16 protein-coding genes are annotated in these 21787 nt (G+C 33.5%); 5 read left to right on the top strand and 11 right to left on the bottom strand.

The features are described from left to right. Nucleotides 1-610 precede the first annotated feature (610 nt). Nucleotides 611-1747, bottom strand: a complete 1137-nt coding sequence (locus ACIQXI_RS14280) for a hypothetical protein (protein ID WP_402926093.1) — start codon at nucleotides 1745-1747, stop codon at nucleotides 611-613. A gap of 152 nt (nucleotides 1748-1899) precedes the next feature. Here ACIQXI_RS14280 and ACIQXI_RS14275 point away from each other — a divergent pair, with 152 nt between their 5' ends. Beyond that, nucleotides 1900-2070: a hypothetical protein gene (locus tag ACIQXI_RS14275; RefSeq protein ID WP_402926091.1), complete on the top strand. Its 171-nt coding sequence runs from the start codon at nucleotides 1900-1902 to the stop codon at nucleotides 2068-2070. 314 nt (nucleotides 2071-2384) lie between these two features. On the opposite strand, the gene ACIQXI_RS14270 is transcribed toward ACIQXI_RS14275, so the two are convergent. Together ACIQXI_RS14270 and ACIQXI_RS14265 are read right to left on the bottom strand one after the other, a co-directional pair. Then, entirely contained in the window at nucleotides 2385-2684 is a 300-nt protein-coding gene (locus ACIQXI_RS14270) for a hypothetical protein (protein ID WP_402926089.1), read from the bottom strand. Then, nucleotides 2685-2975 (bottom strand): hypothetical protein, encoded by a 291-nt coding sequence (locus ACIQXI_RS14265; RefSeq protein WP_402926086.1) that lies wholly within the window; start codon nucleotides 2973-2975, stop codon nucleotides 2685-2687. A gap of 115 nt (nucleotides 2976-3090) precedes the next feature. Between ACIQXI_RS14265 and ACIQXI_RS14260 the strand changes: the two genes are divergently transcribed. Both ACIQXI_RS14260 and ACIQXI_RS14255 read left to right on the top strand, forming a co-directional pair. Beyond that, the gene (locus tag ACIQXI_RS14260) at nucleotides 3091-3435 is read left to right on the top strand and encodes a helix-turn-helix domain-containing protein (RefSeq protein ID WP_048390943.1); all 345 of its coding nucleotides are present in this window, start codon (nucleotides 3091-3093) and stop codon (nucleotides 3433-3435) included. 1507 nt (nucleotides 3436-4942) lie between these two features. Then, a complete protein-coding gene (locus ACIQXI_RS14255) occupies nucleotides 4943-5359 on the top strand; it encodes a hypothetical protein (protein ID WP_402926083.1) in 417 nt (138 codons plus the stop codon). Between the two features lie 137 nt (nucleotides 5360-5496). Here the strand turns inward: ACIQXI_RS14255 and ACIQXI_RS14250 are convergent, their stop codons facing one another. The 8 genes from ACIQXI_RS14250 to ACIQXI_RS14215 form a co-directional block, all read right to left on the bottom strand. Beyond that, nucleotides 5497-6522 carry a restriction endonuclease gene (locus ACIQXI_RS14250; protein WP_402926080.1) on the bottom strand — a complete coding sequence of 342 codons (1026 nt, stop codon included), beginning with the start codon at nucleotides 6520-6522 and terminating at the stop codon, nucleotides 5497-5499. 286 nt (nucleotides 6523-6808) lie between these two features. Then, nucleotides 6809-8854 (bottom strand): protease Lon-related BREX system protein BrxL, encoded by a 2046-nt coding sequence (gene brxL, locus ACIQXI_RS14245; RefSeq protein ID WP_402926077.1) that lies wholly within the window; start codon nucleotides 8852-8854, stop codon nucleotides 6809-6811. A gap of 15 nt (nucleotides 8855-8869) precedes the next feature. Then, a complete protein-coding gene (gene pglZ, locus ACIQXI_RS14240; protein ID WP_402926074.1) occupies nucleotides 8870-11428 on the bottom strand; it encodes a BREX-1 system phosphatase PglZ type A in 2559 nt (852 codons plus the stop codon). 97 nt (nucleotides 11429-11525) lie between these two features. Beyond that, the gene (gene pglX / locus ACIQXI_RS14235; protein WP_402926071.1) at nucleotides 11526-15014 is read right to left on the bottom strand and encodes a BREX-1 system adenine-specific DNA-methyltransferase PglX; all 3489 of its coding nucleotides are present in this window, start codon (nucleotides 15012-15014) and stop codon (nucleotides 11526-11528) included. 11 nt (nucleotides 15015-15025) lie between these two features. After that, on the bottom strand, nucleotides 15026-18601 hold the full coding sequence (gene brxC / locus ACIQXI_RS14230) for a BREX system P-loop protein BrxC (protein ID WP_402926068.1): 3576 nt from the start codon (nucleotides 18599-18601) through the stop codon (nucleotides 15026-15028). A 14-nt stretch (nucleotides 18602-18615) separates the two neighbouring features. After that, nucleotides 18616-19182: a DUF1788 domain-containing protein gene (locus ACIQXI_RS14225; RefSeq protein ID WP_402926067.1), complete on the bottom strand. Its 567-nt coding sequence runs from the start codon at nucleotides 19180-19182 to the stop codon at nucleotides 18616-18618. 7 nt (nucleotides 19183-19189) lie between these two features. Next, complete coding sequence (locus ACIQXI_RS14220) at nucleotides 19190-19786, bottom strand: DUF1819 family protein (RefSeq protein WP_402926066.1); 597 nt, start codon at nucleotides 19784-19786, stop codon at nucleotides 19190-19192. A 28-nt stretch (nucleotides 19787-19814) separates the two neighbouring features. Further along, nucleotides 19815-20048, bottom strand: coding sequence for a TIGR04540 family protein (locus ACIQXI_RS14215; RefSeq protein ID WP_402926497.1), 234 nt, complete (start codon nucleotides 20046-20048; stop codon nucleotides 19815-19817). 291 nt (nucleotides 20049-20339) lie between these two features. Between ACIQXI_RS14215 and ACIQXI_RS14210 the strand changes: the two genes are divergently transcribed. Together ACIQXI_RS14210 and ACIQXI_RS14205 are read left to right on the top strand one after the other, a co-directional pair. Then, the gene (locus ACIQXI_RS14210) at nucleotides 20340-20480 is read left to right on the top strand and encodes a hypothetical protein (RefSeq protein WP_402926063.1); all 141 of its coding nucleotides are present in this window, start codon (nucleotides 20340-20342) and stop codon (nucleotides 20478-20480) included. Nucleotides 20481-20515: 35 nt separating this feature from the next. Next, nucleotides 20516-21454, top strand: a complete 939-nt coding sequence (locus tag ACIQXI_RS14205) for a hypothetical protein (RefSeq protein ID WP_402926060.1) — start codon at nucleotides 20516-20518, stop codon at nucleotides 21452-21454. The last annotated feature ends 333 nt before the right edge of the window (nucleotides 21455-21787 follow it).

Genomic DNA, 21787 nt, shown 5'->3' with positions numbered 1-21787 from the left:
AAAAAATACTGAGCTAAGAGTATTCTTCCTAATGTATTTTGAAGAAGTGCTAATTAATTTTGAGAAGAATAACGAGATTCATATCAGTTATCGCCACTCTCCCTTTGTTTCATTAGAAAATGTAACAACTGGTTATATATCTGAATAAATGGGATGAGAAGCAATTTTGACTGGTTAGGAAACCGAAAGTTGAGGCGCTAAATTAATTTCATTAATTCATCACTCATAGAATCCCTTGTAACCAGGCTTTTTGGGTGTGTTCATTCGGTTTCCTGGCCATCTTGGAATATTTTGAAAATGCAGGTGCATAATAATCTTTTTGTGTCTGTAAAAGATAATTCATTACATTTACAGGTTGCCTCTACAAATAATATAAATATCCTCCTATGTATTCGTTTATATAGAACTAGCAATACTAACTTTAATTATAGTTGGAATTCCTACATTTTCAAGGATTTGTAAAAATTCCGAAATCTCATTAGTAGTTTAAATAGGTAGAACTTGAATTAAATATCGATATGTGTTTAGAAGTATCCTTTCTTTCAAAATATTACAGATGTTAATTTGTAAACTCGATAAAAGATGGGGGGGCCTGGGCCTTACCCCATCTTTATAATAAAACTTTTCTTTTCGATTCCACGAATATCTTAAAATCTTCCTCAGTCCAACTGACAAAACCGTATGTTTCATGAAATTCTTCATGCAACTCTTTATCGAGCGGAACTCCTAATCCATATTTAAAATGTAACTCTATGCATTTCTTTTCTAGTAGTTCTATTTGCTGTAATGTGAAGTCTCCGATGTTCGGTTTAATTTCAAATCCTAATACTTCAAAGGTTTCTTCTAAAATTTTATAAAAAGGGTGTTTTTCATTGGAATGATGAACTACTAACTTTCCACCTTTACCCGAAATAAAACATTTAAAATCATAATTCTCTAAACTAGCCTGTATCCAAGGTTTAATGGCTCTACGAAATTTTTTTGAAATCGGTGTTACACCTTCTTTCCAGTTTGAATGTTTTTCTGCTCTATGCTCTTTTTTTAAACAACCGCAAGATTTGGTGTGACCACTTAAAAGTTTATCCCTAGGAACAAAACTAATTTCCCCACATTCACATTTACATTCCCACAACAACTCATCTTTTGAACCTCTATGTTCAGCAAGCTTTATTACCGTTAACCTATTCCATTTAGTACCTGTTAAGTCTTCATATTCCCCTTCCAAACAACCACAACTTTTTTTCCTATCACCATTTAAATCTTGCGTATTTACTTCCACTGAATTCCCACAGTCGCATATACATTTCCACAAATAATAACCATTTTTCTTTTTACTCAATTTTTCAAGAACAATTAAACGCCCAAATCTTTGTCCATTTAGATTTGGAGATTTTAGGCACCCACACGAACTTTTACTTCCACTAGTTAGATCTCTAGTCTTTACTATAGTTTTTTCACCACAATCACAATGGCATATCCATAATAAAATGCCTTTAACAGTATCTCGTTTAAATCCTATCACTAATAATTTCCCAAATCGTTCTCCTATCAAATCTGCACTGTTTCCGTGAATGCAACCACAATTTACTTTGTTCCTATTCCTCAACTTTACACCATTGACTTCACATGGTTTCGATAAATCACAGTCGCATATGCATTCCCATATTATTGAGCCGTCTTTATCTTTACCTACTGCTCTAATAACCACTAATGCACCAAATCTTTGACCTGTTAAATCAATTCTCATAAATCCACATCCTTTATGATTTATGAGTAATATCCCTCTACAACGAAATTTCATTCATTTTTAATTTTTTTCAAAACAATATGAATTTTCATCAAGTAGAATGTTTTCACTTTTGGCCAAAGGAATTTTTATATTTAATTTAGGAGACTAACATGAAAACTACAAACTACTTTGGTATCAAACAAACGCTCGAATTGTTGTTTGACACATATCTTGAGCAGCCTTATGCTTCTACTTCAGCACACCGTAAACGTAAAGGTTACCTAGGCTGTTTTCGTATAATTTCACCGGTCCAAATGACGTATCCTGCTAGTAAATTATGAATGTAACATACTACTTTTTATAAATTCAAAAGGCATTATTTTTCTTAAAATAAAAACTTGATTTAAAAATGGTGAAAAAAGCTCGTCTTCTTTTAAATCTTCTCTTTTCAGATATATGTATAATAAATCTTTTTCAAATTGTTGCTTTTATTCTTCAATACTAGAATTGCCATCACCCTCTAATTCTCCTAATTCCTGAATTTTTTTAGTATCTTATCCTTCTAAGATTATTTTAATCTGTAATATGAATGAATAAATTTTTAAATAAAAAACGTTAAACAATCAACAGAAAGTGACTGTTTAACGTCCACGTATTAAAAATAAATTTTAGTAACAGTGGCTTTTCCTCGGATTACATCTTCCTTCGCTTTAGCTTGACGAACAGTTTTATCTAACTCTTCAATGTCAGTCATAGTAGCATCGCCAGCAAGTTGCAAATCAAAGCCAACGAAATTTGAAGTGTAGCCCTTAGCCTTCACTAACTCTTTTAAATCAGTTAAAAAATCGAGATCGATAGCATCGTGTGCAGAGTTGCATTCTTTTGTGCTTTCTTCTTGCGCCTCAACAATTGTACTTAACTGAATTGTAATTTGACCGTTATACCATTTATGCATTTATTGGACCTCTTTCATTTTAGAATCAAGTTTTAATCCATCCAGAAAGCCAACTAGATAAATTTGCTGCAGAATATTATGCTGATACTCAAACACTAAATCATGAATTTTTTCTGTAAATTCATCCTTTGCCTCTTTATTCAAGGATAAATTAGATTGATTTAGCAATTTATCGATACTCTGCGATAAACCTTCTTTTTTTACGTTTGAACTGATTTCATACAATACTCCATCAACGCGTTGATTCAAAAATTGTTGCATTGCTGCATTAAAATTATCGATAATTGCCATCTCCTTTTATGCAGTTTTTTAGAATTCTCAATAATAGTATAAAACATTAAATATTGATTGTAAAACGGAATAATTGTACGCTTAAATTGACTAACTAACTGGAGTTGATAGGACGATGAATGCTGTCTCAATCGGACGTACAATAAGAAGTTTACGAAAACAAAACAATATGAGTATGCAAGAATTAGGCGATAAGGTCGCACTATCTCAGGCCTCAATCTCGAGACTAGAAAGCGGTGTCACTGATATAAACTTTGCACAACTATCAAATGTATGTGAAGTATTTGAACTTACACTAACTGAATTTTTTGCTATGGTCGAAAAGCAAATGGACTTAAAATTAGATGTCTCTCCTGTAGAAGTTAAAACAATCGACGACAAATTAATTGATATCATCCAACAGTTATCAGATGATCAAAAAAAGGGGCTGTATGTTTTACTACAACCTTATGTAAAATAAAAAAATCGCTACTTAGAATCTAAGTGGCGATTTTTACTTTTTATAGATACTAAGAATATGCTTTTATAAAATCTTTCAATAATTCTGTTTCTCTATCAAGAAATCTTTATTTACTATAACTAAAACCAAATGTTTGCCATTAGGAGAGATTCTGAATAGTTACCAATAGTGGTTACCATTACTGGCTTTTTTTATAGTAACCAATAGTTTCAATTGATAATATTAAACATATTGCTACTTGACTAAACTGGTCATCTTCCCTTTACAGAAGGGATTCTGAATAGTCACCAATAATGGTTACTATAGCATTATTTATAGTAACTATTATTAGTTATCATATTGGCAAATAAGTACTTTCAATAGTATCTATTCGACATCATTTAGGATTTCAAATGAAGCGGTTTCTCTAATAATTAGGGATCTAGCTATCTGTTATGATGTAAATGGCATTACTAATATTTGCCTTACATTTTAAATGATAGAAGGCTATAGCGATTTTTAATAGTGGCAAAGATTAATTATCCATTCTCATCATAAATTGAATAACTCAAATTTATATAATCATCTACCGTTGTTCCTTCTTCTGGATTATTTAATGCCCATCCAAACTTCTGATACTCTTTGCCTCCATATAATATATTTCTAATTTTTTTAATCTATTTAACCATCGTTTCATACACTTAAAAGGGTATAGCTAAGTATACCCTTTTAAGTGTATGAACGACTTCATAACCCCAAACCTTTATAAGGCCATGATACGTCTATGTTTCATACGTGCAATTACAAGGCTTCCGAGCAGACAAATATCTCTGGGAAACCCCTAAAATGATCAAAAAAACATATCTAATTCACATCACATTTTTGGGGACTATTTTGTAATATTTATGCTCTTAATCAGAGTCTTTTAGTGACTTCAAATACCTAAGAATTAAAGGCATTCTATTTTTCTCTAGTAGAATACAGTCTTGTCGTAACCATCTAAATATATATCAATATGCTCTCTACTTTGATCAGACATGTACGAATCGTTTAGATTTGAATCCCTTAAAATTTCATTTATCAAAGTCAAAATCATCTTCCGCTTCTTTAATAAAATTCCTCAAGGTGCCTCGTTTCTTAAAGGACGTGATAATCGCGTGAATTAAAATCTCCCACCAAAAATTGTAAAAAAAGTATTCGAAATGAACAGCTCATTAGATCGGGGAGTGGACCGAAAAATGCTACAAGTCTTCGACCAAGAGGTTGCTAGATAGATCAATTCTTCTACATAGCTTTCTGTCATGGACACACCTCAAATTTCATGAGCTGAATGTAGAACTTCTAAAGAAAATCCCATGAAAAAGCCGACAAGTCAGGTTTTCGTGAAATTTTGTGCTGTGGTTGATGAAAAATCCAGTTATTTATTAGTTTCTAATATTCACTCTGAAATTTTAATTTCATTTCAAATCCTTATTAAAATATGGAGTTTTTCGGAATATAATATTTAAAAATCAGGAGATCTTTATGTATGAAAAAACAAAACAATTTCTTAGCATCTGCACTAACTAATGTTCCACACCCATCATTTTTTTATATTAATTGTAATAACAAATTATGTATTTCTGAAACTGATTGGATAGATCCAATTGATTTTAAATTATGCTGCTCAATGGATTCCAATGGCAAACTTAGCATCCGAGCCCAGTTATTGTTAGATAAAATAATTAAAGTGGCACAACTGACAGATAACATCACATTGTCTAAACAAGTAATCTATAAAAAAACAAATGCCATGTTTTCTTCTGTTAATCAATTAAATAAGGCACTTGCTTATCTATGTGAGCTTGGTTATATTTATTTAACTTCGGGTGGCGTATCTGGACGAATGCAATTGATTCTCTTAAATCCAAAGGCAATTTCAATTTTAGAATCAAACTCTTTATAAATTATTTTACGGTTAACATATTTCGGAAAAACATCAAAGGGTAATTTGTAAAACAAAAGCAGCAACACTGTTATCTTGATTAATGTATCAAGACGACAGTATTGCTGCTCTAGTAAAAATATTAAACTATCATTTTTCTACTCTTCAAAATTAAGTACCCAAATTTGCTTTAACGGGATTTCCGATTTAATCTCTAATGACAGTTGCTCATAATGAGTGAAGATTTCTCTAATAACATCATTCGCATCCCATAAGCGTAACTTAAAAAATTGCTTCGGTATTTCTTTCGTCACTGTCGTTTTAAAGCCACGCCACGATACCAATAAGCCATATTCCGCACCAACATTGCTCATAGTCCCAATCAATTGATCCATTGCTGGACGATCGACAGGAGCATCATGAGATTTCACTTGAACACAAATTTTTGTGCCACCAAATCCTAGCTCACCAGAAGCAGCTAAAATATCAATGCCACCGTCAGCCCCTTCTGGACTACGATATGTCGTATAGCCTTTTGCTTTTAAAATTTCTTCTATCAATTGTTCCAAACGATGCCCTTTAAATTTCCTTGTAATATAGTCCGAAATTTGATCAAACATATGCTCTTCAATATTATCAATGATACTACCCTCTTGCTCGTTATCAAGTGGCAATACATTTGTATGCTGAATTACATGTTTCCAACCATTATTAGCCATCGCTTTAATACGTTCTTCTGCATTGTTTTTATGAATTTGACAAACAGTCATAAATGCACCAAATGAATATAACAGATCTTGATCAAAATTATCGCGTGGAATATCCGTAGCAAACCATTTTACTTTTCGATAATGGAAGTAAGGGCTACCCAATGACACATCATAAGTATATTCTCCTGTAATTTCTCCAAAGTGAATAGTACGGCTACGTTTACTCGGCAGTACAATCCAATCACCAATTTGCATTCTCGAAACAATCGGATATATTTGAGATGCCCAGTTAACAGCCGTCTTTGGCTTTGCCAAATCGTAATGTTTAATTAAAAATTCTCTAAGCTCACTTGGTGACGAGAAATCTCTTAAATCAACGTTCAAGTCATTCCACGTTAAATATACGCACTCATCCTTCAAAAACTTTTCTTCGAATTCCCCTGCTGAACCTGCTCTAAATAACCAAATACTCATAGTACACCTCACACCAAGAATAATAATCAAAAATATAAAAAACTATTATCACTAAACATGTACATCTCTTTGTATAGATATAGTCCGTAATCGACTTTACTATTTTTCTAATAGCTGCTTCAAAACTTGCACTTCTTCCTCCGACAACGTAATACCCTTCCCCATCTTTTCTCGATTTGGTGTCAGCCCCTTCTGGACTATGATATTCATCATCGGAATTGCAATAACTATTATCCCACAAAACAAAAGGAATAATGGCTTTCCCCCTATTCCTTAAGTTAATATATTATTGTACTCCTAAAGCTTTAAAAACAGCATCAATCGGATCCGAATAAAACACCGGCTGCACCTTCACCAATAAATCTGGTGGAACAGTTTGTAAATCCATAACAGAAGCGGCTGGTATTAATACTTTCTTCGCACCAGCATCTACACAAACTTGTAGAACATTCGCGAATTCTTCTACTTTCGCAATTGTTCCACCAACCGTCATGTTACCGATAATGACCATACCTTCCTGCACAGGTTTTTCTAAAGCACCTGAGCAAAGACCAATCAATTCTGCAATAGCTAACTCTGACGTTAATCCAATTCCCTGTAAGTCCGTTATATGCATTAAATAATCCTTCGTTTTCGTGCTAATCGAATTACTTACGCTTTTACTATTCGCTGTAAAGAAACGGAAAGCTGTGTCTAAACTTTCTTTTGTATCACGTGAAGAACCTACCCCTGATTTATCAAACTTTCCTGTACCACTTACGACTTGGTTTTCAAGCTTGTACACGCCAATCATACCTGTATGTGACTGGCCAACTAAATAAACGTGTCCTGCTCTTAACATCCCTTCAGGAATCAGCTTACCGCCACCCTGCTCTGGTACAGAAACATGCTCTTCTAACATTGTTTCTTTATCCAAATAAGAAAACATCACATCGTAAAATTCCATGCCGCCGATTTTCTTTAGCTGCTCTTTTACACGACGACGACCTTCTAAAGCGTACTTTAATATTTCTTCGATATCTTCACGTGTAAATTCACCATGTGGATATAATAGCTTCACTAAGCCTGAAACTGTTTTACGTACTGCAATCGTATCACGTTGATTTAAATTGTTACCTAGTTTAAAGTAGTGATCAATTGAATCTGCAAACGAACGTTTACGCATCTCACGGAAAAATTCTGCAACGTAATCTACGATAAAACCATATCGATCCGTAAAGAACTCTGGTCGCATTTTTGGAATTTCCCAGCCTGGCATGTAATAATGCATACGGTCAAAGAATGCTGTATCATTGGCCATCTCTTCAGGGAACGGTGCAAATAAATGCGACGTTTTCAATAAGACATCGACACTTTGATTAATATTTCCTACAAATACCATTGATGCCGAAGCATTCTTCTCCTCTTTACCACGTGCAAATGAACCCGATGCCATATAGTCCTTCATAATTTGAATGCCATCTTTATCTTTAAAACGAATCCCAGCAACTTCATCGAACGCTACACAATCCCACATACCAACAAGTCCTACTTTACGAGTAGACATATTGTAGAAAAGGTTTGCCACTGTTGATTGGCCACCTGACACTAAAATCGAGTTCGGTGAAATTTCTTTATAAACGTGTGACTTACCAGTACCACGCGGGCCAAGTTCACACATATTATAGTTATTCTCTACAAGAGGCACTAAACGTAGCAGCAAATGCCATTTCACACGTTCTTCTAGCTGTGTTGGTTCCATACCTGTTGATCGAATTAAAACATCTATCCATTCGTCCTTTGTAAATTGCTTACGCCCTTCAAATACCTCGTTAATGTCCATATTCGGCATTTGAATTGGCTTTAAATTGCTCACGCTAAATGGATTCGTATTACGTACTTCCTCATCAAAGAAGTAATCTATTTTCACCATGCACCAAATACCGCCAACAAGTAGCTTATCGAATTCCTTTACATAGCTCGAGGACACTGGTACACCTTTTAAACCTAGATTAGAAAACTCCGCCTCATACGTATCGATTTTAGGATTAAGCGCAACTGTAATTTTATCGATGATAGAGTATTGACCAAGTTCACGAATTCGAGATTTAATTTTCTCCGCTTCATCGGGACGCACAAAATTTTCTGCAAGGATCTTTTTAACTCGTTCTACACCTTCACCGATACTTGCTTCATCATCCGTGGCAGCATACATTCCGAGCAAATATTCCAAGACGTATATTGGAACATTTGCCCCTTCTTTAATAAGCTTTGTTAAATCTTTGCGGACAACACGACCGGCAAAATGCTCATTTAATTTTTTGTCTAAATTAAGTGTCGAAACCTCTTCCATGTTCACACCCCACTATTAAAAGTCAAAATCACTCACGATACCTAAATTAATCGTAAATGGAATACGCTCAATTTCCATCTCAATTTCCGCATCTTTAATAACTAAATAATATGTCTTACTACGGTCATACGGAATATTTTTCAACGCAAATCTCAACTTAAATGTGCGTTCAGCTGGATTATCGAATGAACGATCTCCAATGACCGTTTCTTCATTTGATAAAATGTTGTTATCTTCATCAGCCATATATATGAACACTTTTCGAGCCTTTAATTTATCGCCAATCTTTTCTGTTTGGAAGAAGTTTAAATTGAAGATACGATTTGTTATTTTACGCATCGTGCTTGTTAACTTAATATCAACCTTTGCAAATTGCTGTGCTCCCTTTTGTCCTGCACGCTTATTTTTAAATGAAAGAAGCGGTACAGTGATTTCTTGCAAACTTGCCCCGCCATGCACAAAATTCACGCCCGCACCTTGCATACGATTACGAATAGTTCCCATTGGCACATATACATGAAACTGATGCTCATTTTGCACAATCGATGATAAATCAATATTAATTTGTCCATCGATTGCTTCGTTTTCTTTCGATAAAATGTAACGACGCTTTACCTCAAGTGTATCTATTTTAACTTTTTCCAGCTTATCGCTTTCTTCTAACGGTTCGCGTTGATATAAGAAACCATGATCCGCTGTAATATAAACATTTGTGCCACTTAGGTCGTCCCGAATAATTTTAACTAAATCATATAGCTGGTTCATCGCTTTTTCAACTGCATCAAATGTATAAATCTCCGTAGACGCCTTATCGCCCATTGCATCGATTGTATCGTGATAAATATAAATCAGCTTTTTACCTTTGAAGGCTTCACGTCTACCAGCCTTATTCATATCCATAATGTCTTGGAAGCGAACGGCCATGCTGTCTTCAACTGCTGACTTTAAGATTGTCTTGCGACTTTCTAAGCCCGATGAATCTTTTCCATTTACTAAAACTTGTGTCGATACATCAAAATCCAATGTCTTATGCGGAAGTAACGATGCCATACCGAGCTTTGTAATCGAAGGGATAACACTCAACATCGTTTGAATATTACAAGAGCCAATTGTTTCTGAATTTAAGCGTTCAGATAGTTCAACACCAACCTCATAGCGGAAAGCGTCCGAAATAATCACAAATACACGGTCACCATTGCGCATATGCGGTGCCACTGTAGAAGAATAGAACGATTGCTGATTCATGACACCTGGCAATGACCACTCTTCTGTCATCTCAGCCTTTACAGCTTGTGACCAGTTAACACTTAGCTCGCCCATAAACCAATGGGTATATAAGTGTTCCACCAGGTCTTTTAACTTTTTCAAAATCTCATTATTGCTCTCTGCATCATACGCCACATAAAACTTTCGGTAATATGTATCCATCACATAATACTTACTTTCGTAAGCTTTATAGATTTCTGATGCTTGACCTGAAGGAATGCCCTGGCGATACTCAGTATAAAACGCCTGCATTTTCACGCTATAAAATAACGCTTCGTAAATCGAGGAATAACGCTCGTAAAAATGCTTCGCTCTTCTTAGCTTAATGAGCTTAATATACTCTTCAAAATCCTCGCGTCCTTCTAAAAGACTGTTCGCAATATAGATAATGATTGCTTTATCGACATAAGGGAATGTATCCGCCTGCCTAAATTCATCGATAGAAATTGGTTGTAAAAGTTTCGAAAGTTGGATTTCTTGCTCTACGCTTTCAACATATTTATCATATAACTCAAAATCTGTTTTATGGTGCATCCAGTGGTCCATAAAGACAAGCGCATTCGTTTTACTACGAACCGCAACAAAGTCCTTCACATTCGTTAAATATTGCTCAGGTACACTATGACTAAATGCCGTAACCGCTAAATGGATAAGCAATGTCTTTATTGTTTTACTTTCTCGTTCATAGCCGTACATATCGGCAACACATTTCCAAAATATAGAAGAATCAAAGAACTTGTCCATTTGCTGTAAGTATTTATTATTTTCATCTTCCAGTGTATCTGTTAATACCGTTTTTAAAATTTCTTCAAAGTCTGGCACCTTCACGTTGCATAAAACACTCATAATCGCAAGTTCGATAGACTCTTCGCTATATACTTCGGTACCAATCGCTTGGAATTTTCGGTAACGCTCTTTATTTTGGAAGAAGCGCTCATATTTCTTTACGATACCTCGTAATGCTGGATCAATCTGAAGATCATTTAAAATAAGTGAGATACGGTCCGCATAAAACGTTTTTGAATACAACACCGTATCCGCTAACCAGTTATTTTCTAAACCTAATTCAATGTTTGTATAAATTAAATAATTGGACTCTGTATCCTCTTCCTCTAATAAATACTTCATGTAAAACTGATTGTTCCCCAATAATGTTTGGACTTTAACTCCATCCATAATGAATTGATCGATTTCCTCAATAAACTCTCGATCCTTATCTACCCAAAAGACAATTTTACGCTGTTCACCGCCTTTTAACGGCTCATTAAAAATGTCTTGTAATGCAGATGCTATTTGTTCAATATTCATTTATCTGCACCTTCTTTTCTGTTAATTTCATATCAATTATAACCCACTAATGAAAACGAGAGGCAAAATATCAAAAATTTTGCCCCTCCACTTTCGATTATATTTTCGCAACTAATCCTTTAAATAAATCATAGTTGTGCTTAACCCTGTCATCCAAATCAATGCCAATTTGCATATCTGCCATATGATGTAGTTTTTCATCATATGTTTTCAATTCATCAATCTTTTTGTCTAACGATTTCAGTTCTTTTTTTGCATCATTAATTTCTTTTGTTGTATAGTCGCCTTCAATAATAGAAAGTAAATCCTTTTTCTCCGCATCCATACGAGTTTGCAGTGGATGTAAATAATCTGTTCTAATGCGTGATAATGTCGTTTTATCATAACGATGCATGTAAATCAGACAGTTAAACGCCTTCTCTTTACCAGATGTAAATAACCAATAAATCGGTCGCTTCTTATACGTTTGTACATGATCTTTGTAGAAATCATTTAAGAAGTAACGACGAATCGCTTCTCTTGCCGTTTCATTTTTCTTACGACCGATTGCATCCGCAATAAAATCAAGGTTTTCTTCAAGTGTTTCTTCACTAAATGTGATACGAACAAAATCTAAAAATTTTGTTACAATGTCGTCTTCGAAATATGCACCAGGTAAGATTGGTAAAATATTATCTTCGTCCACAGGGAATGTTTTATAGCGTGAAGCATCAAACTCACCCCCAGCATAAATAAGACCTTCTTCATCTAATGAATATCGTCCGAACGAACAGCCCATAGCATATGAAATGAAAGATATTATATCTAAGTGCTTGTCTGCTTTATTTAAAGTTATTTTTTCATCTTCAATTTCAGGAGAAATTTCATCGTCTAATTCATATAATTCAATAAAATACCTATTTATATTTTCCTCAAACTGTTTAAGTTGATTAAACCTATGAAACGTATATCTTTCCCAATTATCAAAAGCTAAATTCAAATATTTAGATTCTTCTTTATACAATAAAATTGGATGTTTCTTAAAATCCCATGAAGATTCGTATGAATCCCATTCCTCTTTAGATAATGCAATACAATTATTACTTAATTCAATAATTGTGGAATCATATTTTATTTTTATTGGAATACTACCTATATGCCCAACTTCATAATTTACAGTAGGACTTAAAAAAGATAATATTCTTTGGGCTACTTTACTATTTAATAAAGCCGAAAAGTAGGGGATATTTTCTTCTAAATTACTTTCAAAAAAGATAGAACAACCCGCAACATCAAATAAATAACCTTTTGGGATATATCTAATTGAGAAACCACCTATTGTAACCTTAGACCATGTCAGACCTTCCTTTAAATAATAACGGGGACTTCTTATAACTGAACTTTTATGCTGTCTAATTTCGAAACCGTCACTTTCCCAATTAACTACATATTCACCATTTCCGTACCATTTCCTGAAAGCTCCCCCCTTATTATATGGGAACCACTTATAATTAGATTCTAAGGATTCATTTAAGTCACGTATTCCAAAACCAATTTTATTAAAATCAGTTTCATGCCAAAATCTTAAAAAAGTATCGTTACTACCTGTTTGAAGGCCTACTTTAGGAACTGCTAATTCATTTAACTTTTTATTTTCTTCGAAATTTTTCAAATCAATATTCTTTGCCCAATAAATAATAGGATTACCATTTACAAGCAGATAATTTTGTTGCTGATTTATATAGATTCCTTCATCAAAAAACTTCTTCTCTTTTAATTCTAACGAATCGACTGCTGATGGACTTTCAAAAAGCCTTTTATAAGATCCTCTATAATTTTGAACCTCTGAGTTTTGAATTACGAAAGCTGTTGTTCCAAAATCAGCTCCAAAAATCCCTCTACCCAAATGTAATAACGTTGAAAAAGTTGAATTATAAATTATTTTTTTTCGCAATTCTTCAAAACTACTTAAAAACATCCAAGATGGTATATTAATAATTGAATAATAACCATTTCTTTTAGTTAATCTATTAGATACCTCCATAAATACTGTACCTAAATCATTTTTTGAATCAGGATAATATTTTTTTACGTGTTCTAAAAGTTTACTATCCATACCTCCATTACCCATATATGGAGGATTTGTACATACGACATCATACTTCTCACTTAACAATTTTGACTGTTGAATTAAATTTGGTAATTTTTCAATTAAAATTTCTTTTTCAAGTAATTCAAAAAGAGTAACTTCTTCATTTTTATAGTCTGTAATAAATTTCTCTAAAATATCAACTTCTATTGGTTCTATTTTTAAAATTGAGCCATAATCCTTTGCATCATAAAATACTCTGTGAATTTCTTTTAAAGAAGCTTGAATTTCCTTATTATTTTCTGCTACTTTTTCTATTAACTCATCCGTTATCCAATTACTCTCTTGAATCGCATAAATGTTAGGTTTAACCATGTTTTTAAATACTTTTCTTGACTTTGATCTCGCTTTCATCATAACCGCAAATGACGCTAACTGAACTGCACGATCATCAATATCTAAACCAAATAAATTTTTACTTAGAATTAATTGCGGTATTTCACTTTCTACATATCCTTTATCGAGATACATCTCATAGAATATATCAAACGCATAGACAAGAATATGACCGCTCCCACAACATGGATCGAGGAACGTAATTTCCTCTGGACTTACATTTTTATAGCGAATTTTATCAAGTGTTTTTATTACGTCTTCATCTTGTTCAGCTTCGTCTAAATAATATTTCCATTTTTTCTTTGATTCACTATTCGGATAACTACCTATCCAAATTTTCCCTAAAGAATTCTCAACCATATAACGCACAATCCATTTTGGTGTAAATAATTGTGTGGCCGCAGGAATTTTATCTTTTGAAATTTTGATATTCTTTTTTAGATTAGCAAAAACTTCATCTTTTTCCTCAGAAATATAGTATTGATACAACCAACCAATAATCTCAACATTTTCCCAATCACTTTCAGAAATGATCTCTCTATTAGTTAATTGTCTTACAAAAGAGTCTGTCCCAAGCAATCCATCGGGAAATAAAATTTGTTTATAGTCATCGTTTGTGTCAAACATAAAAGGTAGAATTGTACTTAAATCATTACAATGAACCTTAATTAAATACTTAAATAACTCGTCTGTCTTATTTGCCATTTTTAGCTCATAAATATATTCTTTATCCAAATCTAAATCAAGCGACAATGCTTCTTTCATCATATCTGGCTCTGCACTATCTGCATTGTATGATGATAATACACGTACTTTAGTAGGCAAGTAATCATTTACCTCCATAAAGCGAAGTGCGATAAAACGGTTAAACCATGTATATGCTGTCTCTTCCATTACACGATTAAAGCCAATTTCCTCAATACGCTTGATTAACTTATTGCGTTGTCGTCTTTCAATATCTGAAAGTTGTCTGCCGTCAATAAAGACGGCATCCGAAGTTTCTACTGTTGCTTTTTGAATGGAGTCAGCAGTAATTCCGATTTTTCTTGCTTGTAGCTCTACACGTTCTAACAGCTCTTTACGTGCTTCTGTAGCGAACTTTTTTAGTGCACTTTTATTCACTCGACTCACTCCTAATCCATAAACTCAATTTGCTTATTAGCTTTAATAATTTGTTTTAATTTATTCGATAACGTATTAATGTATTGATCTACTTCCTCTTCTGTAGAAAGTGTCTTTATATTCATCAATCGTTTTACATCTACCACTTGTTTTTCAACTTCATCTACAACTGGTGGCTCTACGGATGTTTCACCAACAATCACTTGTTCTTTTGCTTGCTTACGTTTCCATTCCGCAATTTGTCTATGAATATCTAGTAATATTTTTTCTTTAAAGCTATGACTTTGAGAAATTGTTGCATCTACTTTGAAAATGTCTACGAATTGGACAAGGCTTGCATTTAAGCCTTCATAATATGATTCAATACGTTGTGTAGTTACAGTTGAAACACCATACTGTTTTGCATGCAATGCACACTCATCATAATCGGCTTTCAGCTTCTCTTTAGCATTGGCCATTTTATCTGCTAAAACAGCTGTCATTTCAGTATTTAAGACATGCAGATAATTCGAAATGTCTTTAATTTTTTTGTAAGGAATCGGATTTTGCAAAATGTCACGAAGCTCATTCATTGCTTCTTCCACTTCAATGCTTACTAAATATGCTTTGTTTTCCTCATATTTTGCAAGACCATTTACGCCTTGTTCAAACAAGTCTTTTTGATTTGTGCTAAAGAAGCTTTTTACAAGGCTAACATCGTCTTTCCAGTCAGCTAAATCCTCTTCCATATTTTTTAATTTAGTTAGGAACGAAACATTATCCAATTGTTGCGTAAACTGTCCAAAATACTCTAAGCCTTTATCTAATAAGCTAAGTCCTGGATATTTTTTATCCGTGGCATAGTTTGCTTTGTATTGCCTAATTTCTTCTACTTGCTGGCGAATTAAATTACGTATGTTTTGAATTAAGCTATCTTCATCGTCCGCTAAATCCATTGGTGGAAAGATTTCGCGACAAATGCTTTTCGCTCTTCGTAGTAATGCTTCATCAACCTTTACACGCTTCGTAAGTATCCCTTTATCTGCTTCACCCGTTTTACCAAACATCGTTACTAATTTATTCGTGTCTTGTCCTGGCTCTAAATATTCTGAGTTATAGCGAATGCGAATACGCTGTTCTTTTAATAGTTGTGCAAGTAAGCTCGCAATATCAAGTTGTTTCCATCCATAAGGCTTATCCATAAAACGATCATATACAAGCTTTACACGTATTTGCTTTTGCAGATCCTCTTGGAAGTTAATAAATTCCATCACTTCACTTTTGGCAAGTGCATTCGGACTCGCATTCATCTGCTCTTCAAATGATACCTGTTGATCATCCGTAGCTAAGATTGAAATAAGCTCACGTTCTTGCTCTACAAACTCTTTAATGTAGGATAATTTTGTGTATACATTATCAACTAAGTGTTTAAAAGCTGTATTAATTTTTTCTTTTACAGATGAACCTTTAACATCTAATTTTTCCCCATTAACATAAAAAGCCCCGTCTTTAATTGCATCTTCTAATAACTCTCGTACGCGACGTCTTCTTTCACGTACTTCCACTTGCTTGTTATTTAAGATATTTTGAATATTTTCAGGCAGCTGCGTAATGTTCTTTTTCTTACGGTATTCTTCTATACGAATTGCTTCTTCAATTTCATCTACGTACGCTTCATTACCACCAAGTTTGATAATCATTTCATCATTGCGAGATGACATCATCATTAGTTCCTGATCACTTTTTTGATAATGATCCGAAAGCGGTGATAAAATTTGCAAACCAACAGTTGCTGATTGAGCACCGTACGTTTTTTCATCCATTATTTGATTGTAGGCAAATGAGTATTGCTTTGAATATGAATAGCGCTTTTCTTCATATAAATCGTTGAAAATATACTGAGCTAATTCTCGTTTTAACACATCTTCATCAACATTAATTTGTTTAATTTCACGATTAATATCTTGTTCATCATCCGTCAGGAAGTCAAAGTTATCTCCGTTTTTTCCAATTAATGTTTGTCCAATTAATTTTCTTAGTGAACGATTAATTTTTTCTTTCAATTGAAGCTTATCTTCTTCAATATTTGTTACCATTAATGTTGCAATATTATCGATGTTCGCTGGTAATTCTTTAATATATTTAATCATGAACAGCACTTTTAAAACGTTTGTATTAAATTCATCATCTTTTAAAGCATCGTTTAATTTAGAACCTTCAATTACACGTGTAATCGATGGATTTAAAAATTCTTTAATCGTGTCATAAAACGCATAGAACGGAATTAAAGCGCCTTCTTCAGCATCTTTATACTGCAATCCCGCTTCCTTAAACGCAGAAAGCATTGAACGCTCACCTTCTGATAAATGTTTACCAGATGAACCATGCTTACGAACTTGCTCGAAGACATTTTGTAGCAATTTAAATTGGTACGGTACAAACGGATACACTTCTGCAAATTCCACATCGTCAGCATAGCCACGTAAATCTGCTGTACTTTCTTTAAAGCTAATTAAATTTTTCAGTATCGCGCTCTTATTTGGGAAATCTGCTCGTAAACGATCATGAATATGTGTATGTTTTTCTAAAATACGCTTTTTAATGACTTCGTCGACAGAAATCGACGATAGTGATAAACGCGTATCAAAACGGCCTTGAATACGTGAGAAATCATCGCCTTTTACTTTAATAATAGAATCAATGCTTTCCTGTGAAGTAACCATAACCCAAACTTTACCTTGCGCATAAGTTCCTAAATCTTCCGTTAATGTTTGCAAGTTAAGCATAAGATTTCGGTTATCTCCGATATACTGCCCAATTTCATCGACAAGGAACACTAAATGGAAATTAGAACCTTTGCTATCTACATATTCTTTTACGTCTTTCGCAAACTTTTCAATGCTAATTTCATAGTTATTAACACCGTTGTCAAACCAATTACCCGCTGATTCTACCGTCATGTTATTCGCTTTTACTAATGCACCAATAACATAATCACGGTCGAAATAGAAGCTATTTCGACGCTCTTCCCAAGGCTCGCCTGCAAGCGATTCAAATTCATTTTTAAACACATCGTAGACACCTTGTTGGTCCAAGTATTTCTCCATTTCTGCAACACCAGGAATGTCACCATAGTATCCACGATGCTCATAAAACACCTTCATAAACACGCGCAAAATAGCGTCTTCTTTTGACTTATTATCTAAAGAGCTTTTTGAATCAATATTAAATAGAATTACTTCTGTTTCAACATCTGCCGTACGTTTCATATTGGCATAAACAAGTGCATCTTTAATTTTATCTTCAAAGAAATCAACAGGCTTTTTTCCCTGCACTGCACTATTTTCTAAAAGGTACGCAAGTATTTTAAGGAAGTGAGATTTACCTGAACCGAAGAAACCTGAAATCCAAACTCCCATTTTGTCTGTGTTGTTATGGATACCTTTTAAGTAGTTTTCATAGAACTTCGAAAAATGTGTATGTAGCTCTTTCGTAACAACGTACTCGTCTAACTCTTGATAAATATCAGCTTCATTCGTTTGGGCTACTTTAATAACGCCACGAATATCGCGCTCAATATCTTTTACAAACATTTGTTTTAACTGCATTTGTATCCCTCCAATTAATCAACTAAACGAAAAGCTCGATAATAATTATCGTCTTTGAACTTATTAAATAACTCCAATGATTGCCCATCATACTGACCAGGGAAAAACATTATTACGGGTGTTTTGTCTAACACTTCTTGCAAATTGTTTAAAATGTTGTGAGAGCGAACAAATGGATATACTTTCCCTACACCCGTAATTAATACAACATTATGTTCTTCTATCTGCTGTTTAATTTTTTCCAAAAAAATCTCTGGCTTAGCAAAAGTTGTCATTGCTTGAAACAGCGCATCTTTGCCTTGTCTTGTTTCCATTTCTGCAATACGGTCAAAAATGTTTTTATCTTTCGTAATTTCAATTAGCATTTTATATAAATCGAATTCGATTACCCTTCGGTCATATAATCCACCTTTGAATTCTTTATGCAGGCCGGCAACATAATCTCGCACTTCTAATTCGTCTTTCGGATCATAGTCAAAAATGTAAAAGCTAATTTCGTTCCCTAAGCCCCGTCCTTCTATAAACTTATCTTCTTTTACTCGATCGCTAATCTTTCCTAATCTTTCTTTTAAAGTAGCCATACTTTCTTCACTCACCCATCGCTTTTAAATATTTAATATCGCCAATACGCTGTAATTGATCTCTAATACGATCATCAATCAATAAACGACTTAATTCGCCAGATTTTAAATCTTTCAAAAGCCCTACTTGAAGCAATATCTTTTTGAACACTTGTTTCAATTTTGCTACTGTACTTTCTGACCAAGAACTCATGAATTCACTTTGCTCCATCTTTTCTTCAAAAAATGCATTTACATCAACTTTATCCAAAAAATAGTTGTTGTTATTTAACTTTTCTTGCATAACATCTTGCATAAATTCGAAAAATAGAAGATCAAACTTCATGATGGCATATAAGTTAATAACCTTACCTACTTCAAAAGATTCTTCGATTAGTAATCGTCGTAAAGAATCATCTAACAAATCTACTCGCTTTAAAATATAGGGCAATGCTCTTTTAACGCTTGTTAATTTGTCATATTGAAAAATATTCTCCTCCAATACTTTGTAACGAATTTCTTTATCCGAATAACCTTGTTCTTTTAATTTTGCTACTTGCTTCACCTCATAAAGCATAAATCCAGCACCTGTTAAAACTGAAGAATATTCTATATCCATTGTCATTCATTCCTCACCTTCTGACAAGACTATTTTACTTGTTTATTCCCACGATTTTCATTATTAATAACAATCTTCGCTTTCCGCATTGTTGTTGAATAACTTTTGTGAAAACACCATCTTTCATTAACTTGTCTTGGTTATTTAAATACATACTTTTCACACCTAAAATAAGCTCTTCTTCAGTTATGGTATCTAACCAATAAGCATCGACTAAATCATTTATAGCCTTCGCTAAATCGCGCTGCGTACGATAAAAAAGCTTCACTGCCAATTAAAACACCTCAATTACATTATTAGTACAGTATTTATATCTTATTCTTACTTTATTCTTACTTTTAGAATAGCACAAGAGGACAATTTAGTATTATTAATAGAAGATATCTTAATGATCCAATACTCTTAAAAAAATGCCAGAATATTTATTGACTCATAGTAAAAACCTAGAGCAATATCGATCTTCTTGCTTCACCTGAATCCCCCTATTTTTTAATTATTTGAAACCAATTCATCTAATATTCGTATAACCTTTAAACACCATTTTAGTAGGAGGCCCATTATGAGAGAAGCTTGGCATACTAACGAAGAGAGACTTTACATACTCCCACAAAATTTACCTGTTGCTGAAGTAGAAAATCATAAACAAATAGCAAAAAAAGGGCCATTATTTGCCCATACTGCAAAGCGCAATTATATGTAAAAAGCGGAGAGATTTTAGGGAATTTCTTTTCACATTTGCACGGGGAGAGTTGTGAAGCATCCAAACAAAGCGAAGCACGTTATAACAAGTATGAAAAGCAAAAGAAGAATGACACACCACGACAACCACATATAGTAGCTTTAATAAACGACGAATTAAATGTATTAGCAAAAGTTTATCCACACGTTACAGTCAATCCAGGATACCTAAACCAGGACTTTTCAAAACACATCCCAGACATCACTTTAAAAATTAATAATTATAAGTACGCAATTACAGTTGTCACTAACATTACTGCATCTACAGATCAAGCTATTGCAAAATCCATTCAAAATCAAAAAAATTATTATGCATCATTAGGTTATGAACCACTATTTTTCATTGAGCGCAACCATTTGGGCATTGATATTGATGGACAATCACTCGTTTTATGGAGTACAGAACTACAGGCGTTAACAAGTCAAAAAGCAGATATTTATTGGAAGGATTTTTTAAAACAATTAGGGGAATTAGAGGACCTACAGGCGGTACTAAAGTTACCTAAAACAGACTTAAACGTGAAAAGTATAATGTATATTACGCCGGCTAATGAAGCCATTTCTATTGAAGCTTTCCATGTTTTAGAACACCCAAACACTTTACCACCTAAAGCGCACTTCTTCGCAATGCCTTATAAATTAACATTTTCTCAAGCATTTAACATTAACGATGAAAATCTTAGCCTAGCGGACCTAGACATCGAAATTAATAATCAATCAAAATATGCTGAACATTTTTTACAGGCAAAGGAAGCTTTTAAACGCCAACTTGAAGAAAAGACTCATTTAGCTAATTTAGCGGAGGAAGAAAAAAGAAAACAAGTTATCGAAAACCAGCAAACATATTTAGAAAGATATAGTCAAAGTAACTATATAAAATCAGATAAGGATAAAAAGCATGAACTAGTAATGAAAGCCTTCCTTTCTAATAATTAAATGTAAAATTTATTTTTCCTCAATTAAAACCAAATCATATATCAAAGAGCGAAAAGGGTTGTCCTAACGGGTGACCCTTTTTGCTTTTTTCATTGTCAATTACAAAACTATTTTATAACCTTCCAAAAGGTTCTTTAAACCTATAAGAATTAAAAAATCTAAAGATATACTGATTTGCAGATTTGAAACAATTCACTGGCACATTTACATTTAAAAAATTTTTAAAAAAAAATGATCAAAGCTATTCGAATATTTAAAATGCCCTGGTAGAATACTTCAAATTTTAGTAGGATAAGCCTTTTAGTCCTTCTAGGATTCAACAGCACCCTATCC

Origin of the sequence: Lysinibacillus sp. NPDC097195, from assembly GCF_044762075.1 — a bacterium.
GTDB lineage: Bacteria > Bacillota > Bacilli > Bacillales_A > Planococcaceae > Lysinibacillus.
Note: the sequence above shows the minus strand (reverse complement) of the source record. Positions and strands in the feature narration are given on the sequence as shown.

Excerpts from the sequence above, each read along its gene's own strand:
- ACIQXI_RS14280 (WP_402926093.1), bottom strand. The coding sequence starts at position 1,747 with ATGAGAATTGATTTAACAGGTCAAAGATTTGGTGCATTAGTGGTTATT.
- ACIQXI_RS14275 (WP_402926091.1), top strand. The coding sequence starts at position 1,900 with ATGAAAACTACAAACTACTTTGGTATCAAACAAACGCTCGAATTGTTG.
- ACIQXI_RS14270 (WP_402926089.1), bottom strand. The coding sequence starts at position 2,684 with ATGCATAAATGGTATAACGGTCAAATTACAATTCAGTTAAGTACAATT.
- ACIQXI_RS14265 (WP_402926086.1), bottom strand. The coding sequence starts at position 2,975 with ATGGCAATTATCGATAATTTTAATGCAGCAATGCAACAATTTTTGAAT.
- ACIQXI_RS14260 (WP_048390943.1), top strand. The coding sequence starts at position 3,091 with ATGAATGCTGTCTCAATCGGACGTACAATAAGAAGTTTACGAAAACAA.
- ACIQXI_RS14255 (WP_402926083.1), top strand. The coding sequence starts at position 4,943 with ATGAAAAAACAAAACAATTTCTTAGCATCTGCACTAACTAATGTTCCA.
- ACIQXI_RS14250 (WP_402926080.1), bottom strand. The coding sequence starts at position 6,522 with ATGAGTATTTGGTTATTTAGAGCAGGTTCAGCAGGGGAATTCGAAGAA.
- brxL (WP_402926077.1), bottom strand. The coding sequence starts at position 8,854 with ATGGAAGAGGTTTCGACACTTAATTTAGACAAAAAATTAAATGAGCAT.
- pglZ (WP_402926074.1), bottom strand. The coding sequence starts at position 11,428 with ATGAATATTGAACAAATAGCATCTGCATTACAAGACATTTTTAATGAG.
- brxC (WP_402926068.1), bottom strand. The coding sequence starts at position 18,601 with ATGCAGTTAAAACAAATGTTTGTAAAAGATATTGAGCGCGATATTCGT.
- ACIQXI_RS14225 (WP_402926067.1), bottom strand. The coding sequence starts at position 19,182 with ATGGCTACTTTAAAAGAAAGATTAGGAAAGATTAGCGATCGAGTAAAA.
- ACIQXI_RS14220 (WP_402926066.1), bottom strand. The coding sequence starts at position 19,786 with ATGACAATGGATATAGAATATTCTTCAGTTTTAACAGGTGCTGGATTT.
- ACIQXI_RS14210 (WP_402926063.1), top strand. The coding sequence starts at position 20,340 with ATGAGAGAAGCTTGGCATACTAACGAAGAGAGACTTTACATACTCCCA.